Source organism: Mycolicibacterium vulneris (assembly GCF_002104765.1).
GTDB classification, from domain to species: domain Bacteria; phylum Actinomycetota; class Actinomycetes; order Mycobacteriales; family Mycobacteriaceae; genus Mycobacterium; species Mycobacterium vulneris.
In genome coordinates, this window is sequence record NZ_NCXM01000001.1 from 242756 (window position 1) to 255148 (window position 12393).

At 68.6% G+C, this 12393-nt stretch carries 13 protein-coding genes; 6 read left to right on the plus strand and 7 right to left on the minus strand.

What is annotated here, in order from left to right; genetic code table 11:
- Window positions 1-73 precede the first annotated feature (73 nt).
- Window positions 74-1816: a cytochrome c biogenesis protein DipZ gene (locus B8W69_RS01140; protein WP_085288122.1), complete on the plus strand. Its 1743-nt coding sequence runs from the start codon at window positions 74-76 to the stop codon at window positions 1814-1816.
- A 9-nt stretch (window positions 1817-1825) separates the two neighbouring features.
- Here B8W69_RS01140 and B8W69_RS01145 read toward each other — a convergent pair whose 3' ends face one another.
- Complete coding sequence (locus B8W69_RS01145; RefSeq protein ID WP_085288123.1) at window positions 1826-2680, minus strand: hypothetical protein; 855 nt, start codon at window positions 2678-2680, stop codon at window positions 1826-1828.
- A gap of 10 nt (window positions 2681-2690) precedes the next feature.
- Window positions 2691-3203 carry a mycothiol transferase gene (locus B8W69_RS01150; protein WP_085288124.1) on the minus strand — a complete coding sequence of 171 codons (513 nt, stop codon included), beginning with the start codon at window positions 3201-3203 and terminating at the stop codon, window positions 2691-2693.
- A 96-nt stretch (window positions 3204-3299) separates the two neighbouring features.
- Here B8W69_RS01150 and B8W69_RS01155 point away from each other — a divergent pair, with 96 nt between their 5' ends.
- The 4 genes from B8W69_RS01155 (at window position 3300) to B8W69_RS01170 (ending at window position 6788) form a co-directional block, all read left to right on the plus strand.
- Entirely contained in the window at window positions 3300-5042 is a 1743-nt protein-coding gene (locus B8W69_RS01155) for an N-acyl-D-amino-acid deacylase family protein (protein ID WP_085288125.1), read from the plus strand.
- Between the two features lie 38 nt (window positions 5043-5080).
- Window positions 5081-5725 carry a PPE family protein gene (locus tag B8W69_RS01160; RefSeq protein ID WP_085288126.1) on the plus strand — a complete coding sequence of 215 codons (645 nt, stop codon included), beginning with the start codon at window positions 5081-5083 and terminating at the stop codon, window positions 5723-5725.
- A gap of 31 nt (window positions 5726-5756) precedes the next feature.
- Window positions 5757-6152, plus strand: a complete 396-nt coding sequence (locus B8W69_RS01165) for a hypothetical protein (protein WP_085288127.1) — start codon at window positions 5757-5759, stop codon at window positions 6150-6152.
- 72 nt (window positions 6153-6224) lie between these two features.
- A complete protein-coding gene (locus B8W69_RS01170; protein ID WP_085288128.1) occupies window positions 6225-6788 on the plus strand; it encodes a carboxymuconolactone decarboxylase family protein in 564 nt (187 codons plus the stop codon).
- Here B8W69_RS01170 and B8W69_RS01175 read toward each other — a convergent pair.
- The 4 genes from B8W69_RS01175 to B8W69_RS01190 form a co-directional block, all read right to left on the minus strand.
- Complete coding sequence (locus B8W69_RS01175; RefSeq protein WP_085288129.1) at window positions 6777-7601, minus strand: SDR family NAD(P)-dependent oxidoreductase; 825 nt, start codon at window positions 7599-7601, stop codon at window positions 6777-6779. The genes B8W69_RS01170 and B8W69_RS01175 overlap by 12 nt on opposite strands.
- Before the next feature lie 30 nt (window positions 7602-7631).
- Window positions 7632-7976 (minus strand): heme-binding protein, encoded by a 345-nt coding sequence (locus tag B8W69_RS01180; RefSeq protein ID WP_245843019.1) that lies wholly within the window; start codon window positions 7974-7976, stop codon window positions 7632-7634.
- Between the two features lie 196 nt (window positions 7977-8172).
- A complete protein-coding gene (groL, locus tag B8W69_RS01185; protein WP_085288131.1) occupies window positions 8173-9798 on the minus strand; it encodes a chaperonin GroEL in 1626 nt (541 codons plus the stop codon).
- A 176-nt stretch (window positions 9799-9974) separates the two neighbouring features.
- Window positions 9975-10541 (minus strand): TetR/AcrR family transcriptional regulator, encoded by a 567-nt coding sequence (locus B8W69_RS01190; protein ID WP_065056042.1) that lies wholly within the window; start codon window positions 10539-10541, stop codon window positions 9975-9977.
- 103 nt (window positions 10542-10644) lie between these two features.
- Here B8W69_RS01190 and B8W69_RS01195 point away from each other — a divergent pair, with 103 nt between their 5' ends.
- Window positions 10645-11559: an SDR family NAD(P)-dependent oxidoreductase gene (locus tag B8W69_RS01195; RefSeq protein WP_085288132.1), complete on the plus strand. Its 915-nt coding sequence runs from the start codon at window positions 10645-10647 to the stop codon at window positions 11557-11559.
- Window positions 11560-11671: 112 nt separating this feature from the next.
- On the opposite strand, the gene B8W69_RS01200 is transcribed toward B8W69_RS01195, so the two are convergent.
- Complete coding sequence (locus B8W69_RS01200) at window positions 11672-12370, minus strand: M24 family metallopeptidase (RefSeq protein WP_085288133.1); 699 nt, start codon at window positions 12368-12370, stop codon at window positions 11672-11674.
- Window positions 12371-12393: the final 23 nt, after the last annotated feature.

The window sequence follows — 12393 nt, forward strand, 5'->3', positions numbered from 1 at the left end:
CGGCCGCGACAGAACAGGTAAAGGTGTAGCCATGCTCATCGTCCGGCGCCCGTCGAGCCCCTCCGGGTAGCGCGTGCAGACCATCGCCCTGATCGGGTTTCTCGGCGGCCTGATCACCGGCATCTCGCCGTGCATCCTGCCGGTGCTTCCGGTGATTCTGCTGTCCGGCATGGACAGCAGCCGAACCGGCGCCCGCAGCGTTAAGTCCGCGACGCGGCCGTACCTGGTGATCGCCGGCCTGGTGTGCAGTTTCAGCCTGGCCACGCTGATCGGTTCCGCGCTGCTGACGGCGCTGCACCTGCCGCAGGATGCGATCCGGTGGGCCGCACTGGTGGTGTTGGTCCTGATCGGCCTGGGGTTGATCTTCCCGCCGGTGCAGCACCTGCTCGAGCGGCCGTTCACGTATTTCCCGCAGCGTCAAATAGGTTCTGGGACAGATGGTTTCGGCCTTGGCCTGGCACTGGGTGCCCTGTATGTGCCGTGCGCGGGTCCGGTGCTGGCCGCCATTGTGGTGGCCGGCGGGACGTCGTCGATCGGGCCCGGCGCGCTGGTGTTGACCGCGACGTTCGCCATCGGCAACGCGTTGCCGCTGCTGGCCTTCGCACTGGCCGGGCGGCGCGTCGCCGAACGAGTGGCCGCGTTCCGCCGCCGCCAGCGTGTCATCCAGATCGCCGGCGGGATCGCGATGATCGTGCTGGCCGTGGCGCTGGTGTTCAACCTGCCGGCGATGCTGCAGCGCGCCGTCCCCGACTACACGACCGCAATGCAGAACAAGCTGGGGGCCAACGACATCGAGCGCAGCCTGGGTTCGGCCCCCATGCAGCAGCCCAACCAGGGCAGCGGGCTGCAGCTGAGCCGGCCCGGCACCACGGTCGACGGCGCGCTCAGCGATTGCTCCAGCGGCTCCGCCGAACTGCAACAGTGCGGACCCGCCCCCGCCCTCACCGGTGTCACCGGGTGGCTCAACACCCCGGACGGCAAGCCGCTGGACCCGGCATCGGTGAGCGGCAAGGTGATCCTGATCGACTTCTGGGCCTACTCGTGCATCAACTGTCAGCGCGCCATCCCGCATGTGATCGACTGGTACAACCGGTATCGGGACAGCGGGCTGCTCGTCATCGGGGTGCACACCCCCGAGTACGCCTTCGAACGGGTGCCCGCCAACGTGGCCAGCGGCTCCGTCGACCTGCACATCACCTATCCCATCGCACTGGACAACGACTACGCGACGTGGAACAACTTCCAGAACCTGTACTGGCCGGCCGAGTACCTGATCGACGCGAATGGGCAAGTGCGGCATACCAAGTTCGGCGAGGGCGACTACGACGACACCGAGAAGCTGATCCGCAAGCTGCTGACCGACGCCCATCCCGGCATTCAGCTGCCCGCTGGGGTGCACGGGGCCGACACCACCCCGCGGACCATGCTCACACCCGAGACGTACCTTGGTGTCGGCAAGAGCGGAAACTACGGCGGCAGCGGGGATTACAAAGGCGGCGCCGCCACGCTGAGCTTCCCGCCGAACCTGGCCGACGACAAGTTCGCCCTGCGCGGTCGCTGGACCCTGGACGACCAGGGGGCCACCGCCGACGGCGACGACTCCGCCGTCCGGCTGAACTACACCGCGAAGGATGTGTACGCCGTCGTCGGCGGCACCGGGACGCTCACCGTTAGCCGCGACGGCAAGACCACCACGACGCCGATCGGCGGAGCGCCCACGTTGCACCGGATCGTCGCCGACGACTCCGCGCACCGCGATCAGCTGGACATGCAGGTCAGCAAGGGCCTGCAGGTGTTTTCGTTCACGTTCGGCTAGCCGCCGGGCTCACGACTTCTTCGCGAGGCTGCCCAGCATCGCGACGATCACGCCGACCGCCACCAGCGCGGCGCCGGCGAGCAGCGTGGCGTTGAGCCATTGGTGCAGACCGGCTTCAGCGTGGTCGACCATCACCTCTGCGACACTGCGGACGTTGCCGGTGGTGCGGTTGAGCGCATCGTTGACGTAGCGCCCGGCGACCTCGATGCCCGCCCATCCGCCCGCGCCGACGAGCAGCGCCGAGACGCCCAGGCTGCTCAGCGCCTTGCCGCGGCGCCGCGCGGCGGCCACCGTCAGCAGCGCGCAGACACCGCACAGCGCCGCCGCGCCCACGCTCACCCACGGGCCCCAGGTGGACAGCCGGCTCAGCCGTCCCTGCCGCATCGAGTGTGGGACCGAAACTGTCAGCGGGACAGTCAGCTTCGCGGGGACGGTGACGTTGTGACGGCTGAGCAGCGGCTGAATCGCGTCGTCGTTGAGCATCGGCGCCACGTCGACCGCCCACTGGGTGCCGTTATCGCCGGCCCCCGGGTCGCTGAACAGCCAGCCGTGCGCCGCCCGGTTGGCCCGGGCGAACAGCGGCGGAAACGCCGGGCCCGTGGTGAAGGCGCGGACGGCCTCATGCACCTCGGAACTGTCGACCGGAGAGCGGCCCGCGCCATGTTCGGCAATGAGAGTCATTGCGCGGGTGGTCAATTCGGATGACATGGCCGACTGCACAGCCGGGTCGGTCGCCGCGTGCTGCGCCAGCGCGGCATACCCGTCGGCGTCAACGACGTGCAGTTGCGTCCATGCCGCGGGGATCGCGACCGCCAGCGCGAGCGTGGTGATGAGCCACAACAGCACGGTCGCCGCGAATCGCACGCCTGCGAATCTACGCAATCCCCCGCACGTACGCGGCCTGCCCGAGGTGCTGGGCGCAGTCGTCGATGATGCTCACCAGCCGTGCGCTGGCCGTCACCGGCGGATCCCAGTTGGTGTCCACGACGCGGGCCAGCTCCTCGGCGCTGACCCCGGCGATGTATTCGAGGGTGAGCTTGTGCACCGCGTGGTAGTAGCCGGACAGCAGGTCCGCGGGCGCCTGCACCTTGGCCACGTCATCGGGCTTGTGCCCATAACCGGTGTCGTTGCGCGGCAAGTCCAGTCCGAACCGGTCCACCCAGCCGTCGCGGAACCACACCTGCTCGACGCCGGCCACGTCGGCCAGTTGGATGTCTTGCACCCGCGCGCTGTGCCAGAGCAGCCAGGCGATGCTGTTGGCGTTCGGCGCCGGCCGGTAACTGGCCACCTCGTCGGTCAGCCCCTCGGTGATCTGGTCGACGTGCTCTATCAACCGGGTGAACGCGTCGCGCAGAAGCTCTTGTAAAACGGCGGCATCGTCGGCCATACCCGCGACACTACGGGAGGATCCCGTGGAAGACCGCCCGCTCGATCATGGGGAAGATCCTGGCACGACCCACCGCCACGGTCGTAGATTGTTTGAATGACTTACGACCTCATCATCCGTAATGGCACCATCGTCGATGGGCTTGGGGGTGAGCCGTACGTCGGTGACGTGGCCGTGAAAGACAACATCATCAAGGCGGTGGGCGCGATCAACGGCGCGACCGCCACGCGGGAGATCGACGCCACCGGGCTGCTGGTCACGCCCGGCTTCGTCGACCTGCACACCCACTACGACGGCCAGTCGATCTGGTCGGAGCGCCTGACTCCCTCCTCGGCGCACGGGGTGACGACCGTGGTGATGGGCAACTGCGGGGTCGGCTTCGCGCCCTGCCGCCAGTCCGACCACGACGTGCTGGTCGACGTCATGGCCGGTGTCGAAGACATTCCCGGCGTCGTCATGACCGACGGGCTGCCGTGGACGTGGGAGACGTTCCCCGAATACATGGACGCGCTCGAGTCGGGCAAGCGCGACATCGACGTGGCCGCGTACCTGCCGCACTCACCGCTGCGGGTGTACGTGATGGGCCAGCGCGGCGCCGACCGCGAGCCGGCCACCGCGGACGACCTCGCCAAGATGCGGGAGCTGGCCAAGGAGGCGATCGAGGTCGGCGCGCTGGGCTTCGCGTCGTCGCGGCTGACCATCCACAAGACCGAAAGCGGTTCCCCCATCCCGAGTTACGAGGCGGCCCGGGAGGAGATCGAGGAGATCGCCCGCGGCGTCGTGGACGGCGGCGGCGGCCTGCTGCAGTTCGTTCCCGACATCCCGTCGGGCGGCTACCAGCCGGTGTTGCAGACGGTATTCGACGTCGCCGAGGACGTCGGGTTACCCGTCACATTCACCCTCGTCGTCGCCAACGCCGGCGACCCGACCTGGCCGGACGCCATCACGATGATCGAGAAGGCCAACAGCGCCGCCGATGGCGGCGAAATCCGAGTCACGGCGCAGCTGCTGCCGCGGCCGATCGGTCTGATCATCGGGTTGCAGCTGTCCGCCAACCCCTTCGTGCTCTACCCCAGCTATCGCGAGATCGCGCACCTGCCGCTGGCCGAGCGGGTGGCCGAGATGCGCAAGCCCGAGGTCCGGGCCCGCATCCTGGCCGACAAGCCCGGCCAAGGTCACCCGATCCTGTTCGTGGCCCAGATGTGGGACTGGATCTTCCCGCTGGGCGACACCCCCGACTACGAGCCGGACCCGTCGACAAGCATCGGGGCCCGGGCTCGCGCCCGCGGCGTGGATCCGATGGAGGAGGCCTATGACCGGCTGCTCGACGACGAGGGTCGGGCCATGCTGCTGGTCGCGACCAGCAACCTGCAGAACAATTCGCTGGACACCGTCGGGGAGCTGCTGCACCGCGAGGACGTGGTGCTCGGCCTCGGCGACGGCGGCGCGCACTACGGGATGATCTGCGACGCCAGCTACTCGACGTACTTCCTGACGCACTGGGCACGGGACCGCAAGGCTGGGCGGTTCACCGTGTCCGAGGCGGTTCGCGAGCTCACGTCAGTGCCGGCCCGCATCGCCGGGCTGGCCGATCGCGGCCGGATCGCGGTGGGCTACAAGGCCGATCTCAACGTCATCGACCACGCCGCGTTGCGGCTGCACAAGCCCATCATCAGCTACGACCTGCCCGCCGGCGGGCGGCGCCTGGACCAGACCGCCGACGGGTATGTCGCCACGATTGTGGCCGGGGAAGTCATCGCCGAGAACGGCGTTCCCACCGATGCCCGGCCAGGCAAGTTGGTGCGCGGTCGCCAGCCGGCGCCCGCAGCCTCGCGATAACGCCACCAAAAGTGGCATATACCAGCTAAGTTGGGTCCGTGACGAACCCGCATTTTGCGTGGTTGCCGCCAGAAGTCAACTCGGCACTAATTTTCTCCGGTCCTGGTCCCGGGCCGCTGCTTGCTGCCGCCGCGGCGTGGGACGGACTGGCCGAAGAGTTGGCATCGTCGGCATCGTCATTTTCTTCGGTGACGACAGATCTGGCCAGCGGATCCTGGCAGGGCGCGTCGTCGGCGGCCATGATGTCCGTGGCCAGTCAATACGTCAGCTGGCTCAGCGCGGCCGCCGCGCAGGCCGAAGAGGTGTCGCAGCAGGCCTCGGCTATCGCGACCGCCTTCGAGGTGGCCCTTGCCGCCACCGTGCAGCCGGCCGTGGTGGCGGCAAACCGTGCGCTGGTGTCGGCGTTGGCGGCTAACAATCACCTGGGTCAGAACACCCCGGCCATCGCCGACATCGAGGCGGCCTACGAACAGATGTGGGCCTCCGACGTCGCGGCGATGTTCGGCTATCACGCCGACGCGTCGGCGGCCGTGGCCAAGTTGCCGCCCTGGAACCAGGTGCTGCAGAACCTCGGCTTCTCCAACACCAGCACCGCCGTCACGCGCCCGGCCAGCTCCGGCGCCGTCGCGCGCGGCTACACCTCGCGCATCGCCGGGTTCCTGCGGCCCTCGCCGCCCCAGTAGCGCCGAAATCCCGCGCCTATCCTGGAAGATCATGCGCACCAAGAAGAAGGTCGATCTCAAGGCGCTGGCCGACGCGCTGGCCGACTACCCGTATGCGTACTTGATCACGGTCGACGACGGGTACCGGGTGCACACCGTGACGGTCGAGCCGCAGCTGCGCGAGGCCACGCTGGACGTCGGGCTCATCGGCGGGCGGACCCGCAACAACCTCGCCCAGCGCGCCGACGTGACGCTGCTGTGGCCGCCCGCGGAACCGGGCGGCTACTCGCTGATCGTCGACGGCACCGCCGACGTCGCCGAGGCCGGCGCCGAGACCGCCCGCTTGACCGTGGTGCCCACCCGCGCCCTGCTGCACCGCGACGCCGATTCCCCCGACGCCGCCAAGGGCTGCCTGCACGACTGCGTGGTGTTCTCGCTGCCGGCCTAGCGGCGATCGCAAGCGCGGCGGAGCCGGGCGCTGCGGGTCGCCGCCATCGGGCTAGGTCGTACAGTCTCATCCGTGAGCCGCGTCGCACCGCTCGCTCCGCCCTGGAGCGAAGAAGATGCCACTGGCATCAACAGCTGGGGTCACCCCGACCGCAGCTACGAGCCGCTGCTCTTGGTGCGTTGCCTGCAGCGTCACCCGGCGCTGGCCTCCCGCCTGCGTAAGCTCGGCGAATCCCTCTATGTTGCAGCGCTTTTGCCGGCCCGGACGCGGACCATCGCCATCCTTCGCATCTGCGCGTTGGTGGGCTGTGCATACGAGTGGGGCGGGCAGGCGGCGTTCTGGGACCCGATCGCGGGCGTCAGCGACGAGGAGTGCGACGCGCTGGTCACCGGCGGCCCCGACGACCCGCGGTGGAGCCCGGCCGAGCGCACGCTGATCGAGGCGGTGGACGAACTCGAGCACACCGGCTCGTGGTCGGAGGCGACATGGGGCGCGCTGGGCCGCGACCTGGACGACGAGCAGCGCATCGAATTGCTCACGGCCGTGGGCTGGTACCGCACGATCTGCACGCTGTGCAACGCGCTCGCGCTTCCGGTGGAGGGCTGGATGCGGCCCTGGCCCGGGTCAACGCGCTGAGCGGTCCCTGCGCAGGCTGGGATGCCGATTCTTCAATAGCGGCAACAACACCCGTCGCGGCATGAACTGAAACAGGCGGGTGCTGATCTGGCTCGGCAGCCCGGGTAACACCGTTCCGCGGTCGTGGTCCAGCGCGTCGACTCCGGCGCGCGCCACCTCGCGCGACGGCTTCCACATGAACTTGGGGAAGGCGTCGGCGAAGTCTCGCTCGTCCATGCCGGCGCTCTGCACGAACTCGGTGCGCACCGGCCCCGGGCACAGCAGCGCGACGGTGACACCGGTGCCGGCGAGTTCACCGCGCAGCCCTTGCGTGTAGTTGTTGACGAACGCCTTGGTGGCCGCGTAGCCGACCTGTCCCGGAAAGGGTTGGTAACCCGCGGTGGATCCGACGTTGAGGATCGCGCCGCGGCCGCGCGGCACCATCTGCTGGACCGCGCGGGTGCTCAGATCGATGACGGCCTCGACGTTGACCCGCACCTGGGCGATCTCGTCGTCGACGGGCATTCTGGTCACCGATCCCATGGTGCCGATGCCGGCGTTGTTGACCAGGATGTCGGCGGTCAGGCCGCGCCGCTCGACCTCCTCGAAAAGGCCGGCGCGGGCGGCGGAATCGCCGACGTCGCAGGCGATCACCTCGACGCGCACGCGGCCGGCGAGTTCGTCGGCCAGCTCGCGCAGCCGCTCTTCGCGGCGGGCGACCAGCGTGACGCCGTGCCCGCGGTCGGCCAACTCGCGCGCGATGTCGGCGCCGATGCCCGACGACGCGCCGGTCACGACGGCGGTGCTGGCGGGTGCGGGAGTCGGAAGGGCCACGGATTTACCCTAGAAGGTCGCCGGTCCCGCTCAGTCGGCGGACAGCGCGTCGAACAGGGCCGCCAACTGATCCGGCGACACCGACGTGTTGCACCGGCTGCGCAGGTCGAGCAGCGGCTGCGCGATGCCCTTCAGATCGAGCGCTTCACCGGGATGGCCAAGGAAATAGCCGCGGACAGACGACTTCGCGTCAGCGGGCGATTGGTTGACGGCGGCAGTCAGCACGCTGTTGGCTTCGGGATGGCCGTCGAGGTACCCGCTTGCCGTGTTCAGGACGCCGCTGGCGGTCGCGGCGACCCCGCTGGCTGAGCACGGATCAGGTGCCGCCGCCGCGGTCGGCGCGATCATTACGCCCAGAACGCAGCCGGCGATCACTCCAAAAACTGTGCGCCATAACGATTTGCTCATTGCGTGTTCCCTTCGCGCCGACTATTCGGATATCCAGTACATCAATTACCCCATAACCCGGACAAAGCCCGCACGAAGGATCCGCGAGTGGCCTCTGGCCGGCGCGCACGAAAAAGCCCGGCCCCTTGTGAGGGCCGGGCTTTCCCGTATCTGAGTCGTGGACTTAGAAGTCCATACCGCCCATGCCACCGGTCGGGTCGCCCGCGGGTGCGGCCGCCTTCTCCGGCTTGTCGGCAACGACGGCCTCGGTGGTGAGGAACAGGCCCGCGATGGACGCCGCGTTCTGCAGCGCCGAACGGGTCACCTTCACCGGGTCGGCAACGCCGGCCTTCAGCAGGTCCTCGTACTCACCGGTGGCGGCGTTCAGGCCGGTACCGGCGGGCGAGTTGCGGACCTTCTCGGCCACAACGCCGGGCTCCAGACCACCGTTGAAGGCGATCTGCTTCAGCGGAGCCTCGAGCGCCACGCGGACGATGTTGGCGCCGGTCGCCTCGTCACCGGTGAGCTTCAGCTCGTCCAGCGACGGGGTCGCGTGCAGCAGGGCCACGCCACCACCGGCGACGATGCCCTCCTCGACGGCGGCCTTGGCGTTTCGAACCGCGTCCTCGATGCGGTGCTTGCGCTCCTTGAGCTCGACCTCGGTCGCGGCCCCGGCCTTGATCACCGCAACACCGCCGGCCAGCTTGGCCAGGCGCTCCTGCAGCTTCTCGCGGTCGTAGTCGGAGTCGCTGTTCTCGATCTCGCTGCGGATCTGGGCCACCCGGCCGGCGATGGCGTCGGAGTCACCGGCGCCCTCGACGATGGTGGTCTCGTCCTTGGTGACGACGACCTTGCGGGCCTTACCCAGCAGGGAGACGTCGGCGCTCTCCAGCGACAGGCCGACCTCTTCGCTGATGACCTGACCACCGGTGAGGATGGCCATGTCCTGCAGCATCGCCTTGCGGCGATCACCGAAGCCGGGGGCCTTGACGGCCACCGACTTGAAGGTGCCGCGGATCTTGTTGACGACCAGGGTGGACAGCGCCTCGCCCTCGACGTCCTCGGCGATGATCAGCAGCGGCTTACCGGCCTGGATGACCTTCTCCAGCAGGGGCAGCAGATCCTTGACGGTCGAAACCTTGGAGCTGACCAACAGGATGAAGGGGTCCTCGAGGACGGCTTCCTGACGCTCGGCGTCGGTGACGAAGTAGCCCGAGATGTAACCCTTGTCGAACCGCATGCCCTCGGTGAGCTCGAGCTGCAGGCCGAAGGTATTGGACTCCTCGACGGTGATGACGCCCTCGTTGCCGACCTTGTCCATCGCCTCGGCGATCAGGTCACCGATCGACTGGTCGCCCGCGGAAATGGCTGCGGTGGCAGCGATCTGGTCCTTGGTCTCGACCTCCTTGGCCGACTTGAGCAGGGTCTCGGTGACCTTCTCGACGGCCTTCTCGATGCCGCGCTTCAGACCCAGCGGGTTGGCGCCGGCCGCGACGTTGCGCAGGCCCTCGCGGACCAACGCCTGGGCCAGAACCGTGGCCGTCGTCGTGCCGTCACCGGCAACGTCGTCGGTCTTCTTGGCGACTTCCTTGACCAGCTCGGCGCCGATCTTCTCGTAGGGGTCCTCCAGCTCGATCTCCTTGGCGATGGACACACCATCGTTGGTGATCGTGGGGGCACCCCACTTCTTCTCCAGGACGACGTTGCGACCCTTGGGGCCCAACGTCACCTTTACCGCGTCGGCGAGGGCGTTGAGTCCCCGCTCGAGGCCGCGACGGGCCTCTTCGTCGTACGCAATTGTCTTGGCCATTGCGAAGTGATTCCTCCGGATTGGGGATGACACGTTCTGGCCGGGTGCAGTGCCCGCGACGGACGACCGCAGCTGTCTTCTGGCTAGGTCTCACCGTCCCGACCTAGCACTCGCTGGTCGCGAGTGCCAAGTCATTCTTAGCACTCGCCTATGTCGAGTGCAAGAAGAGGTCAGCCCTACCGGCCAGCGCGTAAACCGTCGACGACGACGTCGGTCACCCGCTCGGCCAAGTCCGGGTTGTAGGCCTCCGCCGCCTGGCACCCGACCATGATCGCCTTCACTTCCCGCACCCCGATGTCTTGGCGCGCGGTGCCGGCCCGCTGCGCGGCCCGCAGCAGCTCGTCGAGCATCGCCAGGAACGCGTCCTCGGCGTCGGGCGCGGCGGTGGCGATATCGATCCCGAATCCGGCCAGGGCGTCGACCAGGCCGCGATCCGCCGCACCCCAGTGCAGCACCATCGACCGCAGTAGGGCGAACAGCGCCTCGCCGGGTCCGACGGATTCCAGCAGGGCCCGCCCGTCGTCGACCAGCCGCTGCATCCGGTCCTCGATGACCGCCTGGAACAGCGCCTCCTTGGTCGGGAAGTGCCGGTAGACGGTGCCGGCCCCGACGCCGGCCCGCCGCGCGACCTCGTCGATGGGCACCGAGAGACCCTCGGCCGCAAAGATTTCGTAGGCGACGTCCAGCACGCGCGCACGGTTGCGCGCCGCGTCGGCGCGCAACCGGCGTTCGGGCTGCGCCATCTGTTCACTCCTCAGCGGTTGACAAAGCGGGGCGTGCGTTCCGTATAGTGGCATTCAACCGGAGCGCTCGCCCCGTTTACTCTACAAGTTCAAGGAGCCTCTCATGGCCAAGTGGACCACCGCGGACATCCCGGACCAGACCGGCCGGGTCGCCGTCATCACCGGAGCCAACACCGGCCTGGGCTACGAGACCGCCCTGGCGCTGGCCGACCACGGCGCCCATGTGGTGTTGGCGGTGCGCAACCTGGACAAGGGCAAGGACGCGGCGGCCCGGATCACCGCTCAGAGCCCGCACGCCGATGTCGCGCTGGCCGAGCTCGACCTGACGTCGCTGGCGTCCGTCCGCGCCGCGGCCGAGCAGTTGCGGTCCGCGTACGACCGCATCGACCTGCTGATCAACAACGCCGGGGTGATGTATACGCCGAAGTCCAACACCAAGGACGGCTTCGAGCTGCAGTTCGGCACGAACCACCTGGGCCACTTCGCCTTCACCGGCCTGCTGCTGGATCGGCTGCTGCCGGTCGCCGGCTCACGGATCGTGACGGTCAGCAGCATCGGCCACCGCATCCTCGCCGACATCCACTTCGACGATCTGCAGTGGGAGCGCCGCTACAACAGGGTCGCCGCCTACGGGCAGGCCAAGCTCGCCAACCTGTTGTTCACCTATGAACTGCAACGACGGCTCGCCCCGCACGGCACGACGATCGCCGCCGCCGCGCACCCCGGCATGTCGGACACCGAGTTGATGCGCAACATGCCCGCCCCGCTGGTCGGCGCCTTCGAGCGGATCGCCCCGCTGGTCGCTCAGAACCCGGCGATGGGTGCGCTGCCCACCCTGCGCGCGGCCACCGACCCGGCGGTGCTCGGCGGGCAGTACTACGGACCCGATAGCTTCGGCCAGACGCGGGGCTACCCCAAGATCGTCGGGTCCAGCGCCAAGTCGCACGACGTCGATCGGCAGCGCCGGCTGTGGGCGATTTCCGAGGAGCTCACCGGGGTGGTTTACCCCCTCGACTAGCCCGATGGTGCCGACCCGCTGCGCCCGGCGCATGCGCCGCGCTGGCGATCGGCACTAGCCCGATGGTGCCGACCCGCTGCGCCCGGCGCATGCGCCGCGCTGGCGATCGGCACTAGCCCAGGTCGAGCAGTTGCTCGTAGAAGCCGCCGAAACCGCGCGGGCGATCGACAAGGTGGATCTCGAGGATCCAGTGGCAGATGCGGCCGCGCGGATCGGTGCGGCGCATCGGTTTGTTCGATCCGGGCATGATGATCCACTCGACGCCGGGGCCGGCGATCTTCTTGTGCGGGAACTCGCCGATCAGATGGCCCGCGATCCGACTGCCCCACTCGAAACCCTCGGCACAGGCCACCCCGACGACGTAGTCGAACAACTCGGCGCCGGTGATCTCGGGATGGTCGGCGAAGTGGTCGCGGCCGGCCTCCCACACCCGTGGCAGCGCGTCCCGAAGGGCCGTCTTGTGCGGGTCGTCGCCGAGCACGAACGTCCGCCCGAAATCGGCCTCCCACTCCTCGAAGATCGGGCCGAGATCGAGGAACACGATGTCGTCGTCGACGATCGTCCGATCCGGCGGGCGCTCCTGAAACGGCTGCAACGTGTTCTCCCCGGCCCGCACGATCCGCCGATGCCAGTGCCGGGTCACCCCGAACATCTCGCCGGCGAGGTCGTGGATCTGGTCGGAGAGTTCCTTCTCGGCCAGCCCGGGGCGGATCATGGCCCGCCGCTCGATCTCGTCGAACAGTTGCGCGGCTTTGCGCTCGGCATCCAGTAGCCGTTGCACGCGAACATCTTCGGCGGTCGATCGGTCCACAACAGCGATGCTATGCGCAGACT